The sequence below is a fragment of the Vibrio sp. 10N.286.51.B11 genome, from assembly GCF_041469245.1.
In the GTDB taxonomy this organism is placed as follows: domain Bacteria; phylum Pseudomonadota; class Gammaproteobacteria; order Enterobacterales; family Vibrionaceae; genus Vibrio; species Vibrio crassostreae_C.
This window is the reverse complement of sequence record NZ_JBFRKI010000009.1, coordinates 73,595-99,561: the sequence shown is the minus strand read 5'-3', so window position 1 is coordinate 99,561 and position 25,967 is coordinate 73,595. Positions and strand designations below refer to the sequence as shown.

The window sequence follows — 25,967 nt, the reverse complement described above, 5'->3', positions numbered from 1 at the left end:
TAGAAAGTAAAGCATCTCAGATTTAAGCGAAACAAAGTCGATTACTTCAGGTGATCCCAAGAGATGTTTGACACCAATCGGCAGTCATCACACTTGAAATAGAAAATATCGTGGATAGGCGCATCTAGCAGCCATTCACCACCACATTGCGGGCATTTGCGCTCTTTTTCATCTTTCAGGCTGATCCCACCGACACGGTATAAGTAGTAGTAGGTTGGAACCTTAGTCAGATACTCAATGCGCCCTCTTAGACCCCAACCGCGTTTAAACAGCACACTCTTCGTGTCACTGATCTCGGTTAGCGTTGCATGTTCCGCGCGACAACCACCACCCATTTGTACTTCATCACAGGCTTGCCATTCGGTCTGCCATTTCAACACGGCTTTATGGTCGCCATTGAAGGTAGGTGGATTGCGATACAAAGGGATTGGTAGCAAGCTATCGCCACTACGCAGCGGTGAACAGGTGTGCACGAATGTCGTGTATAACACCTGCCAGCTTGGTGTTTCATCTTCTGCCACTTCTTCTGAGTTCAGATCTCGACCTAGCAAACGCATTTTAGGCGCTAGTAGGCTCGCGTTAGACAAGCGATCAAAACACACTTTCACAAAGTCTGAGTGATTACGCGGGTGCAAGCTATCTTGCTCCGGGCACACAACGCGAACATAGAATTCCCCATCGCCCATCACGATTGGGAACTCACGACCTAACACTTGTCCGTTATAACGAAGTGCATCCATTAAGCCATTAACCGCCTTGTCGACAGCGCTTACCGTTGTGTTATCAAAACACTCAAATTGAAGTTCTAGTACGTACATCTATTTATACCGCTGGTTGTAGCTTTTCTAAAAATTCTGCCAATGTCTCGGCGAGCACATCACGATTTTTGGTACCTAAGCGCTCCAAAATCACGTTACCCGTTAGGTTACAGATAGAGATAACATCCAGCTCAGCATCGGTCGCGGCAATGAAAACCGTTGGTTTTAGCTTCAAGCGACGCTGAGTTACTAGGTGACCCAAAATGTTTTCTTGTAGGCATTCGAAGTCTTCATCACTCCAAATCTGTAACAGAGTCAATTCGTTACCATCGAAAGTTGCGTTCATATCTGCGCTGAATTGTGCGCCGTAGAAAGTTTTGATGTCTTCATGCAGAGTCAACTCAATACCGGTTTCAACGTTGGTGAAATCCGCGAATTGCTCACGTGGATAGTGCTTCCACAACACGGCATCGCCACTCTTTTCTTCTACGCATGGCGATACGATGTCCACCAACTCCTCATTACGAGGTAAGCTTTGGTGTTTCTGCTGCCACGCGTCAACGTATCGCTGACTAAAAGAAAGTAGTGCGTCTTGAGCACGTTGAGTCATGAAAATCTCCTAAACACAAAATAATAAATAGAATCCGAGCCCTTTCCGCGCCGATTAAGCGATGACTTAATGACAGGGTAAGGGGGATTCAGTAAAATCGACCCCATTCTAATCGAATTTGAAACGAAAGTATGAGCAAATATTCTGACGCAAAAGAGCTAGCGGGTTTAACCCTTGGCCAAAAAACTGAGTACTCTAACCAATACGATGCAAGTTTATTGCAACCAGTGCCTCGTAGCCTTAATCGCGATGATCTTGCGCTAAACGGCGAGCTGCCTTTTGTTGGTCATGATCTTTGGACGATGTACGAGCTTTCGTGGCTAAACACCAATGGTCTACCACAAGTGGCTGTCGGTGAAGTTTTCATCCCAGCAACCAGCCCAAATTTAATTGAATCAAAATCTTTCAAGCTGTACCTGAACAGCTACAACCAGACTCAATTTGAAAACTGGGATCAAGTAACCGAGCGCCTGACCCAAGATTTGTCGGCATGTGCAGGCGAAACGGTGATTGTGAATGTAAACTCAGTAACCGACTACACTAACCAACCTATCGTGACGATGGAAGGTGACTGTATCGACAACCAAGACATCCAAATCACTAGCTACGACTTTGAAGCGTCGCTGCTTGAAGGCGCTGCTGGCGAACAAGACGTTGAAGAAACACTGCACAGCCACCTATTGAAGTCGAACTGTTTGATCACCAATCAACCGGATTGGGGCAGCGTTGAGATCGCATATTCTGGTAAGCAAATTGACCGTGAAGCTCTGCTACGCTATTTAGTTTCTTTCCGTGAGCACAATGAATTCCACGAACAATGTGTTGAGCGTATCTTCACTGACATCATGAAATACTGTGCACCTTCGAAGCTAACTGTGTTCGCACGTTACACACGTCGTGGTGGTCTGGATATCAACCCATACCGTTCAACAGAGCAAGATAGACCAAGCCACAATAAGCGTATGGCTCGCCAATAATCAGGCGAGAACCACCCACACTTATTTGAACCTACCAAATCTTTAAAGGGACATTGAAATGCGTTGGTTATACGTTGTTAGTCTATTTATTTTAAGCTTAAGCACATCGGTCAATGCGTCGGTTTATTCGTCGGCGCTACTCAATGAAGCCAATAATTTGGTTGAGATCGAGCCGAGCCAAGCAAAACAAATGGCCAACAGCTACCTAACGCTGCGTGTCCTTTCTGATCAACGCGAGAAAAGCCCTTCAGCTATTTCTCGCGAAGAGACAGACTCCTCGATTCGAACACCAAACAGCAGTATCGATGCGTATAAGATCTTAGCCAAAGCGGAATACAACCTTGGCAATATGCGTATTGCGATTCAGCACATCGACAAAGCCTCCGAGCTAGCGCAAACCTATAAGCTTGATTACCTAAAAATAGATCTTCAGATCCTAAAAGTTCGCTTACTTTGGCTGAGTGATAGAAAATCAGCCAAAGCAAAATCAGAGCTCACTAACATTGAAACAAATCTAGAGTCGGTGAATAAAACCTTACGCTTAACGGAAGGCATTACCTATCGCTTGATCATGTTGAAAGCCGACATCGCCTCTTACGACAACAAGATCGATGAAGCCGAAAAGTTCTATCAAGAAGCCAAAACCTATCTCGATCAACGTTACTCTGAAAAAGTCACCATCGACTACCATATCTCCGTCGGCGAGTTTTATCTGACTCACAAAGAGTACAACCACGCGTTATCCGAGTTGTTGTATGGCTACTGGAAATCAGTAGAGGGCAATCTAAGTTCACGTTTGGCCAAGGTCAACCGCCTACTTGCGCAGCTTTTCTTTGAGCGCCAAGTGTTGGATAAAGCGTTAGAACACCTATCTCAAGCCGCTGATTTCTATGACAACTTTGAAAACTCGCCTGTCTTAGCACAAGTGCTTAAGAAAATGGGGGATGTGTACTTCTATCAAGGGAAATATAACCTTGCCTTGGTACACTTCTTCAACGTTCTTGATCACGAAAGCACTGACCGAGATATCCACCAAGTCATTGATATCCGACTAAGTCTATCGGCGACCTACTTACGCCTTTATAACTACCCTCTAGCAGAACAGTACCTAACCCGTGCCCTTGAGCTGCTGGAATATACCGACATTCCAAAGCTGGAAGGCCGTGCTGCACTGTTATCTGCAGGGTTAGCGTATCACCTACAAGAAAGCGAAGACGTGATAAAGCATGCGACACGTGCACTTGAGATCTCACGCCAGATAGAGAACATGCGCCTTTCACAACGCTCGTACTACTTACTTTCTTTGGGTTATGAACAGGCAGGTCGTCCACAGCAAGCATTGGCAAACCTCAAGCAATACAACAGCCTTGTCTCTCTAGAGCAGCAAAAACTCAACCGTGTTGGCGAAGACGCGTTCCGTCAACAGAAAGAATTTGCCGAACAAACCCTGCACTACGCAGGCCAAGCGCAAGAGCTAGAGCAATACAAACTGGAGCATCGTAAGTTCCAAAAAATATCGTTCGCCCTATTCCTGTTCAGCATTGTCTTGTTCTTCTTTGTTCTGCGCCGTGGCTATCTCATTCAAACCTTAGCCAAAGAAGTGGACTCACTGCGCACCGACCTATTTACGCACTCACGTTCAAAGCTTCCGAACTTAAGAATGCTCAATGCGAAGCTCTCTAACTCGCTGGAACAAACCAGCCAGACCTTCGAACAGTGGCAACTTGGCGAATTGATTCATGAGCCACTCAACGACCGCTTACGCTTCGTGATGATTGATTTACCGTTCTTACGCAATATGTACACGCAGAACGGTTACAAAGCCGGTCTAGAACTGGAAGACGCTTTCGGTGAATTCCTAAAATCTAAGCTTGAAGGCCCAGCTCGTGTCTACCACTTCTCGGATGCGAACCTGCTTTATATCGAGCCAAACGCGGACCGTGATTTGTCGCCTGATGACATGTTCAGAAAGATTCAGTCTTGGGTGAATGACTTCGAAACAGAGCGAAACATCAACCGAACGGTCCGTATGGGCATCGCTGACTACCCATTCTTGCCACGCGCTTACACCGCAATTAACGATCAAGAGCTGCTCGACGTATTGTTGATGTCGACCAATCTCGCCCGTGAGATCAGTCTCAAAGAGCGCAGTAGCCAATGGGTCTATCTAAAAGCTATCGATAATGCACCAGCAGCGAGCCTTGCAACTGGTAACATAAGAGAAGCGTGTAAACATGCGATTAATCAAGGGTTAATAAAAATACAATCCTCGTACCAGAATGAGGACAACATCAAAAAAATGCTAAAAGATGACTGATTTGCGAGCGGTTAAGAGCAGCAAGTCGTGACCTTATTTTTAGTTTTGTTATTATCGATGTAACGGAATTTCATCAAAATGATCGAGATCGGTCTACGCGGCGCTAATAAATACATCTATGGGCATTCTTGAAAAAGACATTCAGGCGCAACTCCACCAGCTGAAATCTCAGTTGGAGCAGGTCCGTTTGACGCAAAGAGACACCTCATTCAAGTTTATTAGAGAACAGAAAGTTCTAAAGCGTATCGTCACGTCTTTAAGTGATGCATGTGTTGGTAGTAACAGCCATTTAGATGAAAACCTCATTGCCCTTAGGGAAGAGCTAGAAAAGCAAAAAGACATTAGCTCAATGATCCCAAAACTGGCAGTATTAGAAAGGATGCTTAAGCAGAAAACGTTGGCTATGGATAAACAGAACGGGTATCTGGACGATAGCATTAAGCACAGTGGGGAAACGCTGCAGCGCATAACTGGCCTTCCAGCACAGCTCAAACGCGACCTACGAAACTTACTTAGCTTCTCCGAATGCAATGGCAGTCAGAAAGTCGACCACGCCATGAAACTTCTCGGTATTTATGAGCGTGCCATAAAGATTATGGCGAATAACTCACGCACCCATTTTGCTGACGCTGCGCACTCTCCGGAACAAGAGCTCCTTTCCGACCTATCAAACGAACTACAACATCTGATCACTGAACTCGACTTCGAGGGTGAATCGGGTGATCTGCTTACCGATATTCGAGCGAAGCTGCTGCTTGGTGTTTCCACACAAAACCTACTTGAGCTAACACTTCAGATCCTCAAACTGGTTATTGAAGGCACCAACCTAGAACGTAAGAAGTCTGAACAATTCATCGATCAGCTTAATTCTTCTTTAGCGTCCAGCATCAAAACGGCAGACCAAAATGCCGACCAGAGCCAGAGCTACTTTGAGCACCGACAAGGTCTAAACTCTGAGTTAAATGAACTAGTCACTAGAAGCCAAAGCTCGGTAGATAAAGCGAAAGATATTGATAGTTTAAAGCTGTCGATTAATCCGCTACTCAGTGAAATCGCCTCTCTTTCGGAAAGGCTGAACCACGCAGAGCAAAAAGAACAAGCTCTGATAGAGAGAATGAGTTACGGAAAGACTCAGTTAGATTCACTCTATGAAGTGACGCAAGATTACCGTAAGCGCTTGGAAGATCAGGCTCAGCGTATGCTGCTTGATCCTCTAACCAAGGTTTACAATCGCACTGCCTTTACTGATCGCTTAGAGCTTGAGTATCGCCGCTGGATCCGCGCGCAACACTCGCTACGCGTAGTACTGCTCGACATCGACAACTTCAAAGCAATTAACGATAGCTTTGGTTACACCGCGGGCGACAAAGCACTCAAGATCATCGCAAGAACTATTACCAAAGAAGCAGGCACCACCGATACTGTGGCACGTTTTTCAGGTGAAGAGTTTGTGTTATTGCTGCCAGAGCAAACCGATGAATATTGCCATCAGGTGATTCAGAACATTCAAACTCAAGTAAGCCGCCTGCCCTTTAAATTCCGTGACCAGCAAATCACGATCACTTTATGCGCGGCAAGTACTCAGTTTAAAGAGTCAGATACACCTGAAGAAGTGCTAGAGCGACTCAATAAGACTCTAAATAAAGCCAAACAACGCGGTACCAACCAACTTGTTTGGCACTAGGCCAGCCCTAGATTTAATTTATTTCATTTTTTCAAATACTTATCACATACCATTTCCCTCAATGTTTGCTAAGCTAATGATTAACATTCGCTTAACAAGCATTCATGGCAAGCAACGCTGTCGTATCCGTTTCGTCTGGTTAACTCTCTCCTACCTTTAACCAAACACTTTCAACGTTTGCTTCTCACTCTCGAGCCAGAGGGTCACTTCAACGTCCCCTGCTCTTTTCAACAAGGAGGCACTATGATCACTCATATCAGCCCTGCCGGTAGCATGGATTTACTCTCTCAACTTGAGGTTGAGCGTCTTAAGAAAACCGCGTCTAGTGATCTGTACCAACTGTATCGCAACTGTACGTTAGCGGTCCTGAACTCGGGTAGCCATACCGACAACTCCAAAGAGTTGCTCGACAAATATCTGTCGTTCGATGTCGAAGTCGTTCGCCGTGAGCGTGGTATTAAGCTCGAACTAAGCAACCCACCAGAGCATGCCTTTGTCGATGGTGAAATCATCAAGGGTATTCAAGAGCACCTATTTTCAGTGCTGCGTGACATTGTTTACGTCAACATGCACTTAGCCGATAACCAAAGGCTCAACCTGACTAATGCCACTCACATTACTAACCTTGTGTTTGGTATCTTGAGAAATGCAGGTGCGTTGACGCCAGGCATCGAGCCTAACCTGATTGTATGTTGGGGTGGTCACTCTATTAATGCCAGCGAATACCAATACACTCGTGAAGTCGGTAATGAGCTCGGCCTCCGTGAACTGAATATCTGTACCGGTTGTGGACCGGGTGCGATGGAAGGCCCAATGAAAGGGGCTGCCATTGGTCACGCGAAGCAGCGTTACACCGATCATCGTTATCTGGGGCTTACCGAGCCTTCGATCATTGCGGCTGAGCCACCAAACCCAATCGTGAACGAACTGGTGATCATGCCAGATATTGAGAAGCGTCTTGAGGCTTTTGTTCGTATGGCGCATGGCATCATCATTTTCCCAGGCGGCCCCGGCACGGCGGAAGAGCTGCTGTACATCTTAGGGATCATGATGCACCCGAATAACGCCGAACAACCAATGCCGATTGTGTTAACGGGCTCGAAAGAGAGTGAGGCTTACTTCCGCTCAATCGATAAGTTCATTGGGGAAACTCTAGGGCCTGATGCGCAGAAACATTACGAGATCGTGATTGATGACCCAGCACGCGCTGCGAAAATCATGAAACAAGCGATGCCAGATGTGCGTTCTCACCGTAAAGAGACCGGTGATGCCTACAGCTACAACTGGTCACTGCATATTGAGCCTGAGTTCCAACTGCCATTCGACCCAACACACGAATCTATGGCGGCGCTTGATCTTCATATGGACCAAAAAACAGAAAGCCTAGCCGCTAATTTACGTAAAGCGTTCTCAGGCATTGTGGCTGGTAACGTCAAAGCAGAGGGTATTCTGGAGATCGAGAAGCACGGCCCATTCCTAATTGATGGCGACAAAGAGCTAATGACCAAGATGGACCAACTGCTGAATGACTTTGTTGAGCAACATCGAATGAAGTTACCGGGAGGGACCGACTACGTGCCTTGCTATAAAATCGCCTCACGTGATTAAGGCGTTTACGTTACCAACGTTTCAACTCACCAAGTGATACGTTACTATAAGGGGCTAGCAGCCCCTTTTTTATTGCCTATTTAGTGGAAACTTATGTCTATCCATCTTGTTATTATCGATGCCTTAAACCTCATCCGACGCGTGCACTCTGTTCAGCCGGATCCAACCGATATAGCAAGAACCATTACCACCACAATTCGCACTCTCAATAAGATTCTGAATGAATCAAAGCCCACCCACATCATCGCGGTATTTGATCACCATTTACAAGACCGTGGCTGGCGCGCAGATGTGCTTCCTGCTTATAAGCAGAATCGTAAACCCATGCCAGAACCATTGATGAAAGGCCTTGATGCTATTCAACAAGCTTGGTGGGAGTTAGGCATTGATTCACTGCTGTCTGATGGCGATGAAGCGGATGATCTCGTCGCAACACTGGCAAAGAAAGTGGCTGACCACGGAGAAACCGTCACCATCGTCTCGACGGATAAGGGCTACTGCCAACTGTTGTCACCAACGCTTCAGATCCGAGATTACTTCCAGCGCCGCTGGTTAGATAAACCCTTTATCGAAGCTGAGTTTGGCGTTAAACCTGAACAACTGGCGGATTACTGGGGATTAACGGGCGTAAGCTCAAGCCAAGTACCGGGCATCCCAGGTATCGGGCCAAAAGCAGCCAAAGAGATATTGACCACTTACCCAGATATCGAAGCGGCCTATCAAGCAGAAGATCTGCCGAAAAAATATCGTAAGAAGTTCGACGAACACATCGAATCCGCTCGTGTATGTAAGCAAGTATCGGCACTCAAAACCGATATTGATTTAGGGTTCAACCTGCAAGATATTCGTTACGAAGCAAACGCTTAAGTCGCTGTGACTCGATAATATTGATACAAAAAATGCCCCTTAAAGGAGCATTTTTTATCACTGACACACTAACGTAAATATTAGTGCGGTGAGATGTTTGAAAGCGCCTGAATGTGGACCGTGATCTCTTCGCGATCGTGGTAAAGGTGCTTAGCCTGCATCTTGAACTTCACTTTGTTCTCAATCAGGAACACTTTTAGGTTCTCGATATCTTGCAGTACTTCATCGTAACGGCCTTTCATAGGCAGTTTAAGGTTGAACAGTGCTTCTTTCGCCCAGCCTTTGATGATCCACTCACCCATAAGGTGAGCAACACGAGCTGGCTTCTCAACCATGTCACAGATAATCCAAGTTACGTTCTTACGGTCTGGTTCAAACTTAAAGCCATCCACCATGTGGTGCTTAATTTGACCTGTTTCCATTAGGCTGTCTGCCATCATGCCGTTATCAACACAGTGAACGAACATCGAGCGCTTAACCAATTGGTAAGTCCAACCACCTGGACATGCACCTAAATCAACACCCCACATACCTGGAGCCAAACGCTCGTCCCACTCATCACGAGGGATGAATACGTGGAATGCTTCTTCTAGCTTCAATGTAGAACGGCTTGGAGCATCTGATGGGAACTTCAGACGAGGGATACCCATAAAGAACTGGGAGTTGTTCGTTGGGTAAGAGTAACCAACAAAACAGTGGCCCGGAGCGATGAAGCATAAATGAAGCACAGGCTTCTTAGCGTTATCTTTCGCTGTCATCAGGCCTTTACCACGCATCGCTTGACGCATCGGCACGGTAAATTTACGGCAGAACTTCAAAAGCTCTTTTGCTTCGTTAGTATCTGGCGTTTCAATACGGATATCACCACAACGAGGGAAACCTTCTTTCTCAGAAAGCGCCTCAAGAATTGGAGAAATACGGTCATCGGTTGGCAGGTCTTTAATTTCAACAGCCACTGCCAACATTTGACGAGCAAAGATCAGTGATTGGAAATCGATCTCTTTGATCAACTTGTCCGCTTCACCTGCTTGGTAACATTCAAACAATACAAAACCTGTATTGTTCTTTAGGCGAGGAAAACCAAACACTTCCAGTTGTGTTGCCTTGTCTTGAATTTCGCCAGCACATTCTTTTTCAAAACCAGAGCGACAATAAAGTAGTACGTGTTTCACTGAGTTACCTCTTTTATATTCAAAGCAGCGAAGGAGAAGACTCCCCAACCAATGATAAATAGTAGACCACCAAACGGAGTGATAGGGCCAAACCATTTTATTCCTGTCAGTGCCAAGCCATAAAGGCTGCCACTAAAACAAAGGATGCCGATGATAAAGCAAATTGCCGCAATGAAAAAATATTTTTGTGATTTAGCGCCAAGTTTCATCTGCAGCAGAGCGCCACACGCCAATATCGCTAGAGTATGGATAAATTGGTACTGAACACCCGTCTCAAACACGCCTAGCAGATATTCAGACAAGATAGCTTTCAAACCGTGAGCTGCAAAGGCGCCAAGCATCACAGCAACCGCACCAGAGATGCCAGCAAACGTGAGTAAATACTTACTTCTCATTGAGTACCTCTTTGATAAACGCTGATAACTTCTCAACGGTTAACGCAATATTCTGCTGCTCGGTGTAACCAGAACTCTTACGAGGTTTAAAGCTGTGGTCGCCATCGGGAATAAATTCAACACGAATAGAATCAGACAGATCAAAATCAGCAAACTCTTCACGCTTACCAAAGGTATCGCGCTCACCTTGTAAAATGAGGCATGGCTTTGCTAACTCAGCCAGATGCTCACCTTTGTATTTCTCGGGTTTACCTGGTGGGTGGAAAGGAAAGCCTAAACAGGCCATTGCGGCCACCTTATCAAGTTCAGACAAATGGCTCGCCATACGCCCTCCCATCGACTTACCACCAATCACAAGCTTATCGGCATCAACCTGCTCAATAATCTCTTGATAGGCTTCAAGTAGCTTAGGCGCTCTGTCAGGTGGACGACGCTTACCATCTTCAGCACGTTTAATCATGTAAGGGAAGTTGAAACGAATCACTCGTATCCCTTTAAAGGCTAACCCTTTGGCTACCGACTGCATGAACTCATGCTCCATGCCTGCGCCAGCACCATGGGCAAAGATAAAGGTGATGGGATTGTCTTCACCATCAATGATGACGTTATTCATCGAGTAAGTCCTCTTGTTCACTTTGCGCTTTCGCTAGCATCCAGTCGCGGAAGGTAGCAATACGACCCATGTCGGCTTGTTTCTCATGACAAACCACATAGAAGGCGTTCTTACTCACCAACACTTCATCAAAAGGCGCAATCAAACGACCCGCTTCGATTTCAGGCTGCGCCAACACGTTGTTACCCAGAGCAATGCCCTGGCCGTGAGCCGCTGCCTGCAGCACCATGGTTGAGTGACTGAAGATAGGGCCGTGATTAACGTTTACCCCATCGATGCCATTTTGCTTAGCGAACTGTTTCCAATCCTTTCGAGAAGTATCATGCAATAGCGTATGACATGCTAAATCACTGAGAGATTCTAATGGTTTTACTCCTAGCAGCACGGAAGGTGAGCAAAGAGGGATCAAGTATTCTTGGTAAAGCTTATCGGCTCTAAGCCCCGACCAATTACCTCGGCCATAATAGATAGCGACGTCTACATCATCGGTTAGCGAGCCTTCATCCATATCAACGGCTTTGATTCTTACATCAATATCAGGCTCTTGCTGATTAAAGTCAGCGAGCCTTGGTACCAACCATTGAATAGCAAAACTCGGCGGTAAACTGATGGTCAATGCGCCCTTCTCACTTCGCTCCAGCACTTTGTCTGTCGCTTCTGCTAGTGATGTGAAAATATCTTTGATATCTAAGAAGTAGCTTTGACCTTCTTCAGTTAGCAGCAAAGAGCGGTTTCTTCGGCGAAACAGCTTCAAAGATAAGAATTCTTCAAGCGCTTTGATCTGATGACTGACTGCCGCTTGAGTAACAAACAACTCTTCTGCAGCACGCGTAAAACTCAAGTGTCGAGCTGCAGCTTCAAACACTCTTAGCGAGTTTAATGGGGGTAATCGACGAGACATAGTTACTCTCTAAATAAGCATTAGTTTTTTTTATCTGAAACATTATAATTTGTCCATTGCCTAGCAGCCAGAGAAATTCTATATTTCATCCCGCAGCAGCTAGCCTGAACGGCTTGATTCTCTCTAGAATCAATTGGCTTAGCTCCTGCGATGTTGTGTTTGCAAACTCGTTCTTTTCGAGTTGGGTAGAGTTCTACCAAATGTTTTGTTGCAGTTTATACTGAAACGAGGCATGTACTTCCTGTATTTATTTTGACCTGTCTGTCAAATTTGTTTACACCGCCTTATGGGCGGTGTTTTTTTATGTGCAAAGAAATGTAACAACAAGTTTATCAATAGCTGTGCTAATTAATCTTTATTATTTTTCATCGCCAATCACAGAATCAGACACCCACTCAAATAATCAACTGAACACATACAAATAGCACCATTGAGTTGCACTAAAAAGTAACAGAATACTTCAAGATACTCACACTTCTTCGGTACTTATAAACCCGTTTAGAACACACTCTTTCTATCAATCAAAAATTTCAAAGCTGAGCATGACGATAGCACGCCCAAACTCACGCCTCTGTCTGACTACTGTAAATCATTCACAATAGAAAATAAAAAAGCCGCTTACTTTTCAGTAAACGGCTTTGCAAAATGATTAACGCTTGGTCAACACACCACTATGGGCGGTAAACCTTAACGTTATGGAAGCCCTGCTCTTGTAGGTAAAGTGCCTGTAGACGGCTCATTACACCACGGTCACAGTACAGCAAGTACTCTTTCGCTTGGTCTAGGTCGCCAAACTGAGTCGAAAGCTTGAAGAATGGGATGTGTTTAATTTCAACACCCTCGATCTCTAATGGGCTTTCGTCTTCTTCTTCTGGGCTACGGATATCAAGAACGATAGCGTGCTCAGCAACAGCTTGAACTTGTTCAACTTCAGGCGCTTGCTCTTGGCTCTCTTTCTCGATGTCACGGATATCCATAACACGAGCGTTCTCGATCACTTGATCCAGCACTTCAAAGTTAAACTTAGCTTCTTCTGCTTCCAGTTTGCCTTTCTTCGCTTTCACTGTTGGCTTCTTAGAAATAACACCACAGTACTCAGGCATTACCTTAGCGAAGTCTTCAGTACCGATGATACGAGAAAGGTCGATGATGTCTTCTTTATCCCAGTTGATAAGCGGACGAAGAATCAAAGTATCTGTCACGTTGTCGATGTGACGCAGGTTAGTTAGCGTTTGGCTTGATACCTGACCTAGTGCTTCACCAGTAACCAACGCTTCGATCTTGAACTTGTCTGCAACCATACCACCAGCACGCATGAACATACGCTTAAGAACAACGCCCATTTGGCCGTCTTCTACGTTCTCAAGGATTTCAGCAACCACAGGTTCAAAGTCTACAGAAATGAACTTCACCTTTGCAGATGAGCCGTATTTATTCCATAGGTAGTGAGCCACTTGTTTAACACCAATCTCGTGCGCTGGGCCACCAAGGTTGAAGAAACAGTAGTGAACCTTAGAGCCGCGTTTGATGTGCAGGTAGCTTGAAACACCAGAATCAAAGCCGCCAGAGATCAAGCTCAGTAGATCTTCTTGAGTACCAAGAGGGAAGCCACCGAGGCCTTTGTGACGAGCTAGAACTTGGTTTAGCTTGTCGTTAGCCACTTCAACCTTAACGGTTACATCAGGGTTCTTAAGTCGAACTTTCGCTGACTCAACTGCTTGGTTTAGACCGCCGCCTACGTAGCGCTCAAGTTCAATAGAGGTAAAGTCATGCTTACCACGACGCTTAGCACGTACAGAGAAAGTCTTGCATTCAATGTCAGCACGGCTGCGTTCTAGTACTTGCTCGTAAATATCGTGCAAGTCTTTGAATTCAGACTGTTGAACTTCAAGAGAGTGGTGAATACCTGGAGTGTGAGTCAGAGCCTCTAACACTTCTGCGTAGTACTGGTCACTCTCAGACGTCACTTCAATATGATCGCGACGGTTGAATACCGCAACACTTTCACAGCGACGTTGAATAACGTTACGAATGTTGCACTCTAGAATCCTTGTGAAGCGCTTACGCACCGATTCACTTTTTACAAAAATTTCCGGATGGGGCTTAACAATAAATTTCATAGTACTTTCACAACATTAATGTTCAAAATTTTGAAAACGCTCATCGCCAAGTAAATTAGAGAATTTACACAGCACTTGAAGCAAGAATAGATCATATCTAAATCTAAGGGCGCGAATTATACATGAGAAAGTGAAGCAAGGAAAAGAGTGCTTGCTGTAACACCATCATTAAACCGCTTGTTATTAACAGTAGCAGGTTTCGAAACGACATAAATGCCGCAGAGAGAACCATTGAAGACCAGCAAACAAAAAGCCCAACCTCATTATAAGGTTGGGCTTTCGATGCTATCTGCATGCTACCGTGTGTACACGTATCGGCTATTCATTAATAACAGGCACTTCGTCACTGTAAAGCGGCTCGCCCTGCATGATGCTGATTTCAACGCGGCGGTTGAGGCTACGTTGCCATTCAGTATCGTTCGGCTCGACTGGCTCGGTATCCGCCATGCCGCGTACTCTCAAGCGTTGATGAGAGAAACCACGCACCTTTTCCATCTCTTGAGCAACAGACACTGCTCGCTGTGATGACAAGTCCCAATTAGAGCGATAAAGCTCGGAATCAAGACGTTGATTATCGGTGTGCCCTGAGATTCGAACGATACCCGGAACATCTTTCACCAACTCAGCAACCTGTCTCACCAAAGGTCGGAACTTAGGCTGTAGGAAAGCAGAACCCGATGGGAATGCACCCTTCTCACGAATTCGAATCACAATCTGCTGGCCAAGGTTTTCAACTTCAATCGCGCCTTGGTCTATCTCTCGCTCCAACGCCTTCTTGATGCTTTCCATCAAGGTTTCCATCTCTTGCGATTGAGCTTCAGCTTGTTGTTGCTGTTGGTCTGACTCAGAGTTTTGATTGTCGTGAGTCGAAACCTCTGGCGACTTGCCTCCGGTCATCTTGCCTTGATCACGCATGGTACCGCCAGCACGCTCAGATTCACCTTCATGAAACTCAAGCGTTTGCTGCGTAATATCAATCGTCTGCTGCATGATCACATCAATCGGTGTCGGCTCTGGACGACCAGGTCGAAACTCTTGTGCAATGATGCTGGTGCCTTTAGGAATGTCTTTCACTTCCAAGCGGTTTTGTACACCAAACGCAAATTTCATCGAGCCAGCGATCTGTTTGAACTTCAGTACGTCCATCTCAGAGAATGAGAGCAGCAGTACGAAGAAACACATCAGCAGTGACATCAAGTCAGCAAATGTCCCCATCCATTGAGGCAATCCCGGAGGAGGACATTTACATGGATTTTCTTCATCCATCTTCAACTCCTCTTACGCAGGTTCACCATCAATCGTACGCTTACCTTCGTTTAGGTAGCTCTTCAGGTAACCATCGATTACTCGTGGGTTCTGACCATCTTGAATCGCGAGTACGCCATCCATAACCAAACGACGGTTGAGTGTCTCTTGGTCACGACGCAGCGCAAGCTTGTCGGCAATTGGGAAGAACACCATGTTCGAAAGAATCGCACCATATAGGGTGGTTAAAAGTGCCACCGCCATCGCAGGGCCGATCGCTTTTGGATCATCCATGTTAGAAAGCATGGCAACCAAGCCAACCAAGGTACCAATCATACCCATCGCGGGTGCTACATCACCAAATGCAGAGAACACCTTCGCGCCCTGCTCATGACGCTCTGTGGTTAATGCGATGTCTTTTTGCAGTGCAGCACGAACTACATCTCCATCATGGCCATCCACCAAAAGATCGATGCCCTTTTGCATGAAACTGTTGTTAATTTCCATCTCTTCCAGTGCTAAAAAACCACCTTTACGAGCCGCATCAGCCATCTCTACAACTTTCGCAATAAGATCTTCAGGCTCATCCGCTTTAAACATAAAAGCTTTGCCTGCGATTTTAGTCGCACCAAAGAACTGTCCCATGGTGAACTTCATTAGAACAACAAAGGTTGAGCCCCCAACTACGATCAAAATGGATGTCGTGTCATAGAACATCCCGAGGCTTCCACCTAGGATCATTGCCATAATTACAAAGGCAAATCCACCAATCAAACCTATTAGGGTTGCTAAATCCACTGAGCACTCCTCATGCTTTTTTGTAGCTCTATGTCGACGATAATCTTTTTATCGGCAAGACTATAAGATCTTTTAGTAAATTCTTGGCCTAAGTATCACACTTTTGCTTTTTGTATCACAACTATTACCCGCTTCCCCGTTCTCGAGCAGTCATAAACTCGATAAAGGTGAGGTTATTAGATGAAAGTGGCTTCAAGCCTCTTAAAAACGAACTTTCTAGCAAAATTTATTGGTTACATTTGACCATCTCAACGCCCTAAGGTAACGTTCGTTCATCTTTCCAAACGCAGATTTATTATGGCTACTAAGAAACCTGAAAATATGAGCTTTGAAGCGGCAATCGAAGAGCTCGACGGCTTGGTTGATCAACTAGAAAACGGTGATCTAGCTTTAGATGATGCGCTGAAAAAATTTGAACGAGGTATCTCCCTCGCTCGTGCCGGTCAAAGCAAACTAAACGATGCTGAACAGCGTGTTAGCATCCTACTGCAAAATGATGAAAACGCAGAACTTAGTGACTTTAACCCACAACCAGAATAACGAATTGTATGAGATCCCCTATGATCGAGACTTTATTGTCTTATCAGGCACGTAATAACGAGCAACTGAACCTTTGGCTTGATCGCCTGCCACACCAAAATCAGAACCTGATCAACGCAATGCGTTATGGGTTACTTTTAGGCGGCAAGCGCGCGCGTCCATTTCTTGTCTATATTACAGGGGAGATGCTCGGTTGCACCGCTGAAGAACTCGACACTCCAGCTTCTGCAGTCGAATGTATTCATGCCTACTCTCTGATTCACGACGACCTGCCAGCAATGGACGACGACGAACTGCGTCGTGGCCATCAGACCTGTCACATCAAATTCGATGAAGCGACCGCCATTTTAACGGGCGATGCCCTACAAACTCTGGCATTTACTATACTTGCGGAAGGTACATTAAGTGCTGACGGTGAAAGCAATCGCGTTCGAATGATTCAACGCCTAGCCGAAGCCTCTGGTGCACAAGGTATGTGCATTGGACAAGCACTTGATATTGAAGCTGAAAACCGCTCTGTCACGCTAGAAGAGTTAGAAGAAGTTCACCGCAATAAAACGGGCGCGCTAATGAAATGTGCGATTCGTTTAGGTGCTCTCGCTGCTGGTGAAAAAGCGTTTGAAGTGATGCCTCAATTAGACAAGTACGCCGACGCCATTGGATTAGCATTCCAGGTTCAAGATGATATTTTAGATATCACTGGCGATACTGAAACTTTGGGTAAGCCACAGGGTTCTGACCAAGAATTGAACAAAAGCACCTACCCTTCTTTGCTAGGTTTAGAGGGCGCTCAAGAAAAAGCGCAAACTCTGCTACAGGAAGCGCTTCAAGCTTTGGCTGCAATCCCATACAATACCCAGTTACTCGAAGAGTTCGCCCGATACGTCATCGAGCGCAAGAACTAAGACAATAAGCGCGCATTACCTATGACTCTTGATATATCAAAGTACCCAACTCTTGCTTTGGCTGATAAGCCAGAGGATTTGCGTCTACTTCCAAAAGAGACGCTGACACAGCTTTGTGATGAATTACGTACCTATCTTCTTAACTCAGTGAGCCAGTCAAGTGGTCACTTAGCGTCAGGCTTAGGTACAGTAGAGCTGACAGTTGCTCTGCACTATGTGTACAACACGCCTTTTGACCAGTTGGTTTGGGATGTTGGTCACCAAGCATACCCGCACAAAATTCTTACAGGTCGTCGCGACCGCTTGTCGACTATCCGTCAAAAAGATGGACTGCACCCATTCCCATGGCGTCAAGAGAGCGAATACGACACCCTTTCTGTTGGTCACTCTTCAACATCGATCAGTGCTGCACTTGGTATGGCTATCAGTTCGAAGAAAGAAGGCAAGAACCGTAAAGTCGTGAGTGTGATTGGTGATGGCGCGATTACTGCGGGTATGGCATTTGAAGCCATGAACCACGCGGGCGATATTCACAATGACATGCTGGTTATCCTGAACGATAACGAGATGTCGATCTCTGAAAACGTAGGTGCGCTAAACAACCACCTAGCTCAAGTTCTTTCTGGCAGTCTTTACACGTCAATTCGTGAGGGCGGCAAGAAAGTGCTATCAGGCGTTCCGCCGATTAAAGAGCTGGTTCGTCGTACAGAAGAACATCTAAAAGGCATGGTTGTCCCTGGCACCATGTTCGAAGAGTTAGGCTTTAACTACATTGGCCCAATTGATGGTCACGATGTCAATGAGCTGATTAAAACGCTTAAGAACATGAGAGACCTTAAAGGCCCTCAGTTCCTGCATATCATGACTAAGAAAGGCAAAGGCTACGAGCCAGCTGAGAAAGATCCAATCGGTTACCACGGCGTACCGAAATTCGATCCAGCACACTCAAGTCTGCCTAAGAGCACCAGCTCTAAACCAACTTTCTCTAAGATTTTTGGTGACTTCCTGTGTGATATGGCGGCGCAAGATCCTAAGCTAATGGCGATCACGCCTGCAATGCGTGAAGGTTCTGGCATGGTGCGTTTCTCGAAAGAGTACCCAGAACAATACTTCGACGTAGCAATTGCTGAGCAGCATGCTGTGACCCTAGCAACGGGTATGGCGATTGCGGGTGATAAGCCGATTGTCGCTATCTACTCGACGTTCCTACAACGTGGCTACGATCAACTGATCCACGATGTGGCTATCATGGACTTACCGGTCATGTTCGCTATTGACCGTGCAGGTCTTGTCGGTGCTGATGGTCAAACACACCAAGGTGCGTTCGACTTAAGCTTTATGCGTTGTATTCCAAACATGGTGATCATGGCGCCAAGCGACGAAAACGAATGTCGCCAAATGCTTTACACTGGCCACCAGCATACAGGTCCAAGTGCCGTTCGTTACCCTCGCGGTAATGGTATGGGTACTGAGATACAAAATAAATTTACCGCGCTTGAGATTGGTAAAGGTCGTATCGTTCGCGAAAGCGAAAAAACAAAAGATGGCTCGAAAGTCGCTATCTTAAGCTTTGGTACTTTCCTTGAGAGTGCACTTCAAGCCGCTGACGTCATCGATGCGACAGTTGCAGATATGCGCTTTGTGAAACCACTCGATGAAGCTCTGATCAAACAAGTTGCTGCTGACCACGATGTACTGGTAACTATCGAAGAGAATGCGATTGCAGGTGGTGCGGGCGCAGGTGTGATTGAGTTCTTGATGCAAGAGAAACTGCTGATGCCAGTATTGAACCTTGGCCTACCAGACAAGTTCATTGCTCAAGGTACGCAAGGCGAACTGCATGAAGAGCTTGGTTTGGACGCGAAAGGCATTGAGAAGTCTATCACTGACTATCTTGCCAAGTAGCTTTAATACGTAAGCTCGTAAGCTCCGCAAACAAAAAAGGTTGGCCCTAGGGTCAACCTTTTTAGTATCTGCTAATTAGTTTGGTGTATCGCCAACTAAACCTTAGCCCTTCAGTTAACTCACACTAACCAACCTGCGAAATGTGCCACGGCATACAACGAAATAGCCGCCATAATACCCGCTACAATATCGTCAATCATGATACCCAAGCCGCCGTGAATTCGCGCATCTAGCCAACCAATCGGCCAAGGTTTTACCATGTCAAAGAAGCGGAAAAGCACAAAACCAGTCAGAAGCCATTTCCAGTCATCGGCAGGGATATTCAGCATAGGCACTAAGCTCATGGTGATCCAAAAGCCCGCAAACTCATCCCAAACGATAGAACCGTGGTCATGCACGCCCATATCATCAGACGTTACTTGGCAGATCTTAATACCAATAATGCAGCTTACCACCACCACGGCAACGTAAGCAGGAAACGGTAGCTGAACCAACAATAGGTACAACGGAATTGACGCAAGCGTGCCCATTGTGCCGGGAATAATAGGCGATAAGCCACTGCCAAAACCCGTTGCTAAGAAATGCCAAGGATTTTTAAGAGAAATAAGAGAAAGTGGGTTTGTCATCAATTAACCTTAAAGTGATCGTAACCAGTTAAGTTCCAGCTTAGTGGTTCACCATTATTGTGTAATTCAAAATATTCTACAGGTCTTATCTGGCCAATGCAGGTGACTTTTGTACCAGTGTGTGACAAAGCACTTTCCAGCGACCCTTTATTCTCTTCTGGTACAGTAAAGCACAGTTCGTACTCTTCACCACTCGTTAGCGCATACTGCTGAGCTGAAGTGATATCAGGAGCGAACTGACGTAACTCTGGAGAGATAGGCAGCGTGCTTACATCAATACTCGCGCCAACTTGAGAACGCTTAAGGATATGTTTTAAATCAGCAATAACGCCATCAGAGATATCAATCGCAGATGAAGCAAGGTTCACTAGAGCCTGACCCGCTAACACTCGTGGGGCGCTCACATAATGTCTCTCTTCAAGCTCAGCAGCATAGGGCTTCGCTCTGTTCTGCTCAGGGTTAAGTAACACTTCTAAGCCAGCTTTGCTGTCACCTAGATTACCTGTTACGTAAATCCAGTCGCCCACTTTCGCGCCATCTCTGCGCAGCGCTCGTCCTTCAGGAACAAAGCCCTGTACCGTCAGTGTCAGGCTTAGTGGACCTTTGGTTGTGTCGCCACCAATTAACTGAATACCAAAGTAGTCTGCGAGTTTAAAAAAGGAGTCACAGAAGGGAGCAAGCCATGCTTCATCGATTTCAGGCATGGTTAAAGCAAAAGACACCCAAGCAGGCGTCGCGCCCATTGCAGCAAGGTCACTGATATTGGAAGCCAACGCTTTGTGTGCCACCCAAGCCGGATTCGCCTCAGCTAAGAAATGGGTACCAGCCACTAAGGTGTCCGTGCTGATCGCTATCTCAACATTGCCCGGCGCTTTGACCAAAGCACAATCATCGCCAGCAGCTAGAAGAACGTCTTTACGTTGTGGTTGTCGATTTACAAAATATTTTTCAATCAGGTTAAATTCGCCAGACATCACATGCCCTATCTTTAGTCTCATAAAAATCGCCGTAATCATGGATATTACAGAAATTTAGTTACAAAAAAGGCCAGCATAAAAGCTGACCTTTAGATTCAATATACGAACGTCTTATTTCTTACGAACGTGCGGTGCAGCTTTATCAAGCACACCGTTAACAAACTTATGGCTGTCTTCTGCTGCAAATACTTTTGCAAGCTCGATAGCTTCGTTGATAACCACTTTGTATGGTACATCTTCGCGACGAGTCATCTCGTACATAGCTAAACGTAGAAGCGCTAGTTCCATCAGATCCAGATCTTGCATAGGGCGAGATACGAATGGACGAAGCTTGCTATCAAGTTCCATGTGGCTAAGAGCAACACCAGTTAGTAAGTCGCGGAAGTATGCAACGTCTGTTTCTGGCATAGCAAGAGCAGGCTCTGCAGCATGATGCTCTTCTTCATCATACTTACCACCAGATAAGAACTGTTCTTCAACGGTAGCAATATTTTCTTTAGTAATTTGCCAAGAATAAATTGCTTGTAGAGCAAATTGACGTGCGTTACGACGTGCGGCTGGTTTCACACTGGCCCCCATTAGGAATCGATTTCAGAAAGAACGTTGATCATCTCAAGTGCGCTAAGTGCTGCTTCTGCACCCTTATTACCAGCCTTGGTTCCTGCGCGTTCAATAGCTTGATCGATCGTATCAACAGTAAGAACACCAAACGCTACTGGAAGAGAATATTCCAGAGACACTTGTGCCAAACCTTTATTACATTCACTACAAACATAGTCAAAGTGAGGTGTACCGCCACGAATTACTGTACCAAGAGATACAATCGCATCGAACTTACCTGTTTTTGCAACGCGCTGCGCTACAAGTGGAAGTTCTACTGCACCAGGGCAACGAACAACAGTGATGTTGTCTTCGCTTACTTGTCCATGACGCTTTAAAGTATCGATTGCACCAGAAAGTAAACTTTCGTTAATAAAACTGTTGAAACGAGCAATAACGATAGCAATTTTTGCATTTGGCGCTGGGAAGCCACCCTCGATCACTTTCATAAGCCTTCCTTTAACTATTTTCATCAAGTGAGAATCGCCGGATTCTAGCACAAAACTGTGAGCAATATCTAATGGTAATTTAGAAGAACAGACACCGGCAATGTAAAGATGATAATGCAGCGCTGATCCCAAGCATATAGGAACAGCGAGTAACCAAGTTTGTGTGTTGAACACGTTTTGAGTCGGACTTGGCTACTTTGCTCTTTTGGCAAGATTTATCACCAAAAGAGCCACTGAAATCATCGGTAAATTATGTTGCTACAAACGGAGAAACGTCTGCTTGCTAACGCATGGTTTATTCGCAAACGTACTCAACAACGTTAAGGCCAAAACCACCCAATGCGTGGTAACGCTTAGTGCTTGAAGAAAGCAGACGCATATCGTGCACACCTAGATCTTGAAGAATCTGAGAACCGACACCAACACGACGCGAGGTACCCTGCTTCTTCGCCATAGTTGGCTGCTCGTTCTTGTCTTGCGCTTCGAATGTCTTCACTTTGTGAATCAAAGAATCAGACGACTCTTCGTTGCCAAGAATAACCAACACACCGCCTTCGTCGCCAATACGCTTCATCGCTTTATCTAGCGACCAGCTGCGTTCAGTACCACGGTCTGAATGAAGCAGATCGGTGAACGTGTCATGCAGGTGAACACGTACCAAAGGAGCACCTTCAGATAGGTCGCCTTTTTGCATCGCGTAGTGGATCTGGTTATCAATTGTATCGCGGTAAGTCACCAGCTCGAAATCACCAAACTCTGTTGGTAAATGGCATTGTGCTACACGCTCAATCGTTGTTTCTGTGTTGTTGCGGTATTCAATCAAGTCAGCAATCGTGCCTAGCTTGATGTCGTGTTTTTCAGCAAACACTTCAAGGTCAGGGCGACGAGCCATAGTACCGTCGTCGTTAAGGATCTCAACGATAACCGATGCTGGCTCGCAGCCTGCAAGACGTGCTAAATCACAACCTGCTTCTGTGTGTCCTGCGCGAGTCAGAACACCGCCATCTTGCGCTGTCAGTGGGAAAATATGACCAGGTTGAACAAGATCAGCCGCTTTCGCATCTTTCGCCACTGCCGCTTGAACCGTCACTGCACGGTCTGATGCAGAGATACCCGTTGTTACGCCCTCTGCCGCTTCAATCGAAACAGTAAAGTTAGTGGTGTACTGTGCGTTGTTATCTTGAACCATAGGCGCTAGACCCATGCGGTTTGAACGCTCTTTGGTTAGCGTCAGACAAATTAAACCACGGCCGTACATCGCCATGAAGTTAATCGCTTCTGGCGTCACATGTTCTGCTGCCATGATCAGATCGCCTTCATTTTCGCGATCTTCATCATCCATCAGGATAACCATTTTTCCTAGGCGAATGTCTTCAATAATTTCTTGAGGAGTACTAATTGGCATTGTTCTATATCCTTTGAAATGGTTCTGCTTCCTAGAACCGACACTATTTAAACCTGATGATATTGCTTCGCTTTACAAAGTCTCGCTTAACGCACTTTGTATCAACGGTTAGGCAAAACCATTCTGCTGTAAGAATTCCATCGTTAATCGAGATTCAGGCTCAGATTCTTGTTGCTGACCTTGCAGTAAACGCTCCATGTAACGTGCTAATACATCAACTTCTAGATTCACTTTACGACCGACATTGAATTGGTCGATGGTGGTTTCTGAAGAAGTATGAGGAACGATAGTCAGCTTGAATGCGTTCTTACGTAAATCGTTCACAGTCAGGCTAATGCCATCAACTGTTACTGAGCCTTTTTGAGCCACGTATTTTGAGATTTCTGCTGGCATTTCTACCCAGAATTCAATCGCACGGCCAACTTGGTTACGTTCAACAATCTCACCCACGCCATCAACGTGACCAGACACTATATGTCCACCGAAACGCGTGGTTGGTAACATTGCTTTCTCAAGGTTAACTTTATCGCCCGCTTGGTAATCGACAAAACCCGTTTTTTTCAGGGTCTCAAGCGAAAGATCTGCACTGTAGCTGTGGTCGTTATATTCAACAACTGTCAAACACACACCATTGGTAGCGATACTGTCGCCTAACTTAACGTCAGCCATATCAAGCTTACCAACATTAACCGTTACGGTGATGTCTTCTCCGCGGGGAGTGATTGCACTCAATGTACCTACGGCTTCTACAATTCCTGTAAACATTTTAAAACTCTTTTTGTTGTCAACGACACGTATGCAGTTGGAGTAACTATTTCCACTGTGGTTTCGTTACTATCTGTTTCGAAATACGGGTTTCGCAACGATGCGAATATCCACACCAACCTGTCGAACATCTTTAATTTCTAGGTCAATAACGTCAGACATTGAAGTGAGCCCTAATGCACCCATCAAACCTCGTCCGTCACTGCCCATAAGTTTAGGTGCTAAATAAAGGATTAGCTCATCCACCAGCTGCTCTTCAATCAAGCTTTTTGCCAATGTTGCGCCCGCTTCGACCCAAATATGGTCGATATGATTGGCAGGTAATTGACGCATCAGATCGTGCAAATCGAGCTGACCTGCATCTGTGGTTGCGACTTCAATATCAGCAGATGCTTCGGCAACTCTCAACACCGATGTTGGAGTCTGGAATAACTTGAGTTCAGGACGCAGTTGGTTTTGACGATCAAGAATCACGCGAATCGGCTGACGCAGCTCGTCTTCAGCGTAATGACCTTTGATACTGCTTGGCAACTCTGCCCAACGAACATTCAACGACGCGTTGTCTTCAATCACCGTCTGGCTAGTTGACAACACAGCGCCTGATTTTGCTCGGTAGTTCTGAACATCACGACGTGCTTCTGGCGATGTGATCCACTGGCTTTGACCATTTTCCAATGCCGTTTGCCCATCAAGGCTAGCCGCCATCTTTAACTGAACGAATGGCATGCCCGTTTGCATACGCTTGATAAATACAGGGTTCAAGTCGAGAGCGTCTTGCTCTAGCAAACCGATTTCAACCTCAATACCCGCATCGCGTAGCATTTTGATACCACGACCTGCGACTTTTGGGTTTGGGTCCTGCATGGCACAAATCACTTTGGCTACTTGAGCCTTAATCAAACCTTCAGCACAAGGCGGCGTTCGACCGTAATGAGAACAAGGCTCTAGCGTGACATAAGCCGTCGCACCTTTTGCTTTGTCGCCTGCCATTCGCATGGCATGTACTTCAGCATGAGGTTCGCCAGCTTTGGCATGAAAACCTTCACCAACGATCTGACCGTCGGTTTGTACAATGACACAACCCACATTAGGGTTTGGCGCAGTAGTGTAAATGCCGCGTTTTGCTAACTGAATAGCACGCGACATCATTTGAAAATCTAGGGGAGTAAAGTTTGACATGATTGAGGAGTTAATCCTCTAATTTAGCGATTTCTTCGCCAAACTCTCGGATGTCTTCAAAGCTGCGGTAAACAGAGGCAAAACGAATGTACGCCACTTTATCCAATTCTTTCAATTGGCCCATCACAAGATTACCAATCATCTCGCTTGGTACTTCACGCTCACCAGTTGCACGGAGTTGTGACTTAATCGTACTGATCGCAAGTTCAATCGCGTCAGCACTCACTGGGCGTTTTTCTAGGGCGCGCTGTACACCACCCACCATTTTATCTTCATTAAATGGTTCGCGGTTTCCATTCGACTTTATGACTTTAGGCATCACAAGTTCTGCCGATTCGAACGTAGTAAAACGTTCACTACATGCAAGGCATTGACGGCGACGACGAACCTGATGGCCATCGGCTACCAGTCTTGAATCGATTACTTTAGTGTCGTTCTCTGAACAAAAAGGACAATGCATATCACCTCCAAATAATTGAATATCAGTGTAACGGAATTGCCAAACGTTAGGAAAGAAAAAGGGCCAATTAAGGCCCTTTTGTGTGGTGATT

Annotated in this window: 25 protein-coding genes; 8 read left to right on the top strand and 17 right to left on the bottom strand. The window is 45.8% G+C overall.

Annotation, left to right across the window (positions count from 1 at the left end):
• Positions 1 to 41: 41 nt before the first annotated feature.
• Positions 42 to 818 carry a Zn-ribbon-containing protein gene (locus AB4154_RS05505; protein ID WP_017060766.1) on the bottom strand — a complete coding sequence of 259 codons (777 nt, stop codon included), beginning with the start codon at positions 816 to 818 and terminating at the stop codon, positions 42 to 44.
• Positions 819 to 822: 4 nt separating this feature from the next.
• Positions 823 to 1,368, bottom strand: coding sequence for a SecY-interacting protein (gene syd / locus AB4154_RS05500; protein WP_050633962.1), 546 nt, complete (start codon positions 1,366 to 1,368; stop codon positions 823 to 825).
• 131 nt (positions 1,369 to 1,499) lie between these two features.
• Here syd and queF point away from each other — a divergent pair, with 131 nt between their 5' ends.
• The 5 genes from queF to xni all read left to right on the top strand — a co-directional run bounded on the left by queF (position 1,500) and on the right by xni (position 8,821).
• A complete protein-coding gene (gene queF, locus AB4154_RS05495) occupies positions 1,500 to 2,345 on the top strand; it encodes an NADPH-dependent 7-cyano-7-deazaguanine reductase QueF (RefSeq protein ID WP_136973730.1) in 846 nt (281 codons plus the stop codon).
• Positions 2,346 to 2,403: 58 nt separating this feature from the next.
• On the top strand, positions 2,404 to 4,662 hold the full coding sequence (locus tag AB4154_RS05490) for a tetratricopeptide repeat protein (RefSeq protein WP_372122431.1): 2,259 nt from the start codon (positions 2,404 to 2,406) through the stop codon (positions 4,660 to 4,662).
• Between the two features lie 118 nt (positions 4,663 to 4,780).
• Positions 4,781 to 6,346, top strand: coding sequence for a GGDEF domain-containing protein (locus tag AB4154_RS05485; protein WP_017069497.1), 1,566 nt, complete (start codon positions 4,781 to 4,783; stop codon positions 6,344 to 6,346).
• A 243-nt stretch (positions 6,347 to 6,589) separates the two neighbouring features.
• Positions 6,590 to 7,954, top strand: coding sequence for a nucleotide 5'-monophosphate nucleosidase PpnN (gene ppnN, locus AB4154_RS05480; protein WP_017060771.1), 1,365 nt, complete (start codon positions 6,590 to 6,592; stop codon positions 7,952 to 7,954).
• 93 nt (positions 7,955 to 8,047) lie between these two features.
• Positions 8,048 to 8,821 carry a flap endonuclease Xni gene (xni, locus tag AB4154_RS05475; RefSeq protein WP_372122429.1) on the top strand — a complete coding sequence of 258 codons (774 nt, stop codon included), beginning with the start codon at positions 8,048 to 8,050 and terminating at the stop codon, positions 8,819 to 8,821.
• Between the two features lie 80 nt (positions 8,822 to 8,901).
• On the opposite strand, the gene rlmM is transcribed toward xni, so the two are convergent.
• The 7 genes from rlmM to pomA all read right to left on the bottom strand — a co-directional run bounded on the left by rlmM (position 8,902) and on the right by pomA (position 16,065).
• On the bottom strand, positions 8,902 to 9,993 hold the full coding sequence (rlmM, locus tag AB4154_RS05470) for a 23S rRNA (cytidine(2498)-2'-O)-methyltransferase RlmM (protein WP_017070491.1): 1,092 nt from the start codon (positions 9,991 to 9,993) through the stop codon (positions 8,902 to 8,904).
• Positions 9,990 to 10,388, bottom strand: coding sequence for a DUF423 domain-containing protein (locus AB4154_RS05465; protein ID WP_102319950.1), 399 nt, complete (start codon positions 10,386 to 10,388; stop codon positions 9,990 to 9,992). Before AB4154_RS05465 ends, rlmM begins: the two co-directional genes overlap by 4 nt.
• The gene (locus tag AB4154_RS05460; protein ID WP_102319949.1) at positions 10,378 to 11,001 is read right to left on the bottom strand and encodes an alpha/beta fold hydrolase; all 624 of its coding nucleotides are present in this window, start codon (positions 10,999 to 11,001) and stop codon (positions 10,378 to 10,380) included. The genes AB4154_RS05465 and AB4154_RS05460 overlap by 11 nt, the downstream gene beginning before the upstream one ends.
• Entirely contained in the window at positions 10,994 to 11,902 is a 909-nt protein-coding gene (locus tag AB4154_RS05455; RefSeq protein ID WP_012604639.1) for a transcriptional regulator GcvA, read from the bottom strand. The genes AB4154_RS05460 and AB4154_RS05455 overlap by 8 nt, the downstream gene beginning before the upstream one ends.
• Positions 11,903 to 12,573: 671 nt before the next feature.
• Positions 12,574 to 14,022 (bottom strand): tRNA uracil 4-sulfurtransferase ThiI, encoded by a 1,449-nt coding sequence (gene thiI, locus AB4154_RS05450; RefSeq protein WP_372122427.1) that lies wholly within the window; start codon positions 14,020 to 14,022, stop codon positions 12,574 to 12,576.
• Between the two features lie 318 nt (positions 14,023 to 14,340).
• The gene (locus tag AB4154_RS05445; protein WP_017060777.1) at positions 14,341 to 15,288 is read right to left on the bottom strand and encodes a flagellar motor protein MotB; all 948 of its coding nucleotides are present in this window, start codon (positions 15,286 to 15,288) and stop codon (positions 14,341 to 14,343) included.
• Positions 15,289 to 15,300: 12 nt separating this feature from the next.
• Positions 15,301 to 16,065, bottom strand: a complete 765-nt coding sequence (gene pomA / locus AB4154_RS05440; RefSeq protein ID WP_017060778.1) for a flagellar motor protein PomA — start codon at positions 16,063 to 16,065, stop codon at positions 15,301 to 15,303.
• 297 nt (positions 16,066 to 16,362) lie between these two features.
• Between pomA and xseB the strand changes: the two genes are divergently transcribed.
• From xseB to dxs, 3 genes are read left to right on the top strand one after another with little or no spacing between them, the layout of a single operon-like run.
• Positions 16,363 to 16,605 carry an exodeoxyribonuclease VII small subunit gene (gene xseB, locus AB4154_RS05435; RefSeq protein WP_004734405.1) on the top strand — a complete coding sequence of 81 codons (243 nt, stop codon included), beginning with the start codon at positions 16,363 to 16,365 and terminating at the stop codon, positions 16,603 to 16,605.
• A gap of 20 nt (positions 16,606 to 16,625) precedes the next feature.
• Positions 16,626 to 17,510: a (2E,6E)-farnesyl diphosphate synthase gene (ispA, locus tag AB4154_RS05430; protein WP_102393211.1), complete on the top strand. Its 885-nt coding sequence runs from the start codon at positions 16,626 to 16,628 to the stop codon at positions 17,508 to 17,510.
• 21 nt (positions 17,511 to 17,531) lie between these two features.
• Positions 17,532 to 19,415, top strand: a complete 1,884-nt coding sequence (gene dxs, locus AB4154_RS05425; protein ID WP_372122425.1) for a 1-deoxy-D-xylulose-5-phosphate synthase — start codon at positions 17,532 to 17,534, stop codon at positions 19,413 to 19,415.
• 119 nt (positions 19,416 to 19,534) lie between these two features.
• On the opposite strand, the gene pgpA is transcribed toward dxs, so the two are convergent.
• From pgpA to nrdR, 8 genes are all read right to left on the bottom strand, one after another.
• The gene (gene pgpA / locus AB4154_RS05420; protein WP_017060782.1) at positions 19,535 to 20,041 is read right to left on the bottom strand and encodes a phosphatidylglycerophosphatase A; all 507 of its coding nucleotides are present in this window, start codon (positions 20,039 to 20,041) and stop codon (positions 19,535 to 19,537) included.
• Positions 20,041 to 21,015, bottom strand: coding sequence for a thiamine-phosphate kinase (gene thiL, locus AB4154_RS05415; protein WP_017066823.1), 975 nt, complete (start codon positions 21,013 to 21,015; stop codon positions 20,041 to 20,043). Before thiL ends, pgpA begins: the two co-directional genes overlap by 1 nt.
• 114 nt (positions 21,016 to 21,129) lie before the next feature.
• Complete coding sequence (gene nusB / locus AB4154_RS05410) at positions 21,130 to 21,597, bottom strand: transcription antitermination factor NusB (RefSeq protein WP_004734399.1); 468 nt, start codon at positions 21,595 to 21,597, stop codon at positions 21,130 to 21,132.
• The gene (ribE, locus tag AB4154_RS05405; RefSeq protein WP_004741508.1) at positions 21,597 to 22,067 is read right to left on the bottom strand and encodes a 6,7-dimethyl-8-ribityllumazine synthase; all 471 of its coding nucleotides are present in this window, start codon (positions 22,065 to 22,067) and stop codon (positions 21,597 to 21,599) included. Before ribE ends, nusB begins: the two co-directional genes overlap by 1 nt.
• 295 nt (positions 22,068 to 22,362) lie before the next feature.
• Positions 22,363 to 23,472 (bottom strand): bifunctional 3,4-dihydroxy-2-butanone-4-phosphate synthase/GTP cyclohydrolase II, encoded by a 1,110-nt coding sequence (ribBA, locus tag AB4154_RS05400; protein WP_017060784.1) that lies wholly within the window; start codon positions 23,470 to 23,472, stop codon positions 22,363 to 22,365.
• 108 nt (positions 23,473 to 23,580) lie between these two features.
• Complete coding sequence (locus AB4154_RS05395) at positions 23,581 to 24,237, bottom strand: riboflavin synthase (RefSeq protein ID WP_010436361.1); 657 nt, start codon at positions 24,235 to 24,237, stop codon at positions 23,581 to 23,583.
• Positions 24,238 to 24,306: 69 nt separating this feature from the next.
• On the bottom strand, positions 24,307 to 25,386 hold the full coding sequence (ribD, locus tag AB4154_RS05390; protein ID WP_372122424.1) for a bifunctional diaminohydroxyphosphoribosylaminopyrimidine deaminase/5-amino-6-(5-phosphoribosylamino)uracil reductase RibD: 1,080 nt from the start codon (positions 25,384 to 25,386) through the stop codon (positions 24,307 to 24,309).
• Positions 25,387 to 25,426: 40 nt separating this feature from the next.
• Positions 25,427 to 25,876, bottom strand: coding sequence for a transcriptional regulator NrdR (gene nrdR, locus AB4154_RS05385; protein WP_004734394.1), 450 nt, complete (start codon positions 25,874 to 25,876; stop codon positions 25,427 to 25,429).
• Positions 25,877 to 25,967: the final 91 nt, after the last annotated feature.

Excerpts from the sequence above, each read along its gene's own strand:
- AB4154_RS05505 (WP_017060766.1), bottom strand. The coding sequence starts at position 818 with ATGTACGTACTAGAACTTCAATTTGAGTGTTTTGATAACACAACGGTA.
- syd (WP_050633962.1), bottom strand. The coding sequence starts at position 1,368 with ATGACTCAACGTGCTCAAGACGCACTACTTTCTTTTAGTCAGCGATAC.
- queF (WP_136973730.1), top strand. The coding sequence starts at position 1,500 with ATGAGCAAATATTCTGACGCAAAAGAGCTAGCGGGTTTAACCCTTGGC.
- AB4154_RS05490 (WP_372122431.1), top strand. The coding sequence starts at position 2,404 with ATGCGTTGGTTATACGTTGTTAGTCTATTTATTTTAAGCTTAAGCACA.
- AB4154_RS05485 (WP_017069497.1), top strand. The coding sequence starts at position 4,781 with ATGGGCATTCTTGAAAAAGACATTCAGGCGCAACTCCACCAGCTGAAA.
- ppnN (WP_017060771.1), top strand. The coding sequence starts at position 6,590 with ATGATCACTCATATCAGCCCTGCCGGTAGCATGGATTTACTCTCTCAA.
- xni (WP_372122429.1), top strand. The coding sequence starts at position 8,048 with ATGTCTATCCATCTTGTTATTATCGATGCCTTAAACCTCATCCGACGC.
- AB4154_RS05465 (WP_102319950.1), bottom strand. The coding sequence starts at position 10,388 with ATGAGAAGTAAGTATTTACTCACGTTTGCTGGCATCTCTGGTGCGGTT.
- AB4154_RS05460 (WP_102319949.1), bottom strand. The coding sequence starts at position 11,001 with ATGAATAACGTCATCATTGATGGTGAAGACAATCCCATCACCTTTATC.
- AB4154_RS05455 (WP_012604639.1), bottom strand. The coding sequence starts at position 11,902 with ATGTCTCGTCGATTACCCCCATTAAACTCGCTAAGAGTGTTTGAAGCT.
- thiI (WP_372122427.1), bottom strand. The coding sequence starts at position 14,022 with ATGAAATTTATTGTTAAGCCCCATCCGGAAATTTTTGTAAAAAGTGAA.
- AB4154_RS05445 (WP_017060777.1), bottom strand. The coding sequence starts at position 15,288 with ATGGATGAAGAAAATCCATGTAAATGTCCTCCTCCGGGATTGCCTCAA.
- xseB (WP_004734405.1), top strand. The coding sequence starts at position 16,363 with ATGGCTACTAAGAAACCTGAAAATATGAGCTTTGAAGCGGCAATCGAA.
- ispA (WP_102393211.1), top strand. The coding sequence starts at position 16,626 with ATGATCGAGACTTTATTGTCTTATCAGGCACGTAATAACGAGCAACTG.
- dxs (WP_372122425.1), top strand. The coding sequence starts at position 17,532 with ATGACTCTTGATATATCAAAGTACCCAACTCTTGCTTTGGCTGATAAG.
- pgpA (WP_017060782.1), bottom strand. The coding sequence starts at position 20,041 with ATGACAAACCCACTTTCTCTTATTTCTCTTAAAAATCCTTGGCATTTC.
- thiL (WP_017066823.1), bottom strand. The coding sequence starts at position 21,015 with ATGTCTGGCGAATTTAACCTGATTGAAAAATATTTTGTAAATCGACAA.
- nusB (WP_004734399.1), bottom strand. The coding sequence starts at position 21,597 with ATGGGGGCCAGTGTGAAACCAGCCGCACGTCGTAACGCACGTCAATTT.
- ribE (WP_004741508.1), bottom strand. The coding sequence starts at position 22,067 with ATGAAAGTGATCGAGGGTGGCTTCCCAGCGCCAAATGCAAAAATTGCT.
- ribBA (WP_017060784.1), bottom strand. The coding sequence starts at position 23,472 with ATGCCAATTAGTACTCCTCAAGAAATTATTGAAGACATTCGCCTAGGA.
- AB4154_RS05395 (WP_010436361.1), bottom strand. The coding sequence starts at position 24,237 with ATGTTTACAGGAATTGTAGAAGCCGTAGGTACATTGAGTGCAATCACT.
- ribD (WP_372122424.1), bottom strand. The coding sequence starts at position 25,386 with ATGATGTCGCGTGCTATTCAGTTAGCAAAACGCGGCATTTACACTACT.
- nrdR (WP_004734394.1), bottom strand. The coding sequence starts at position 25,876 with ATGCATTGTCCTTTTTGTTCAGAGAACGACACTAAAGTAATCGATTCA.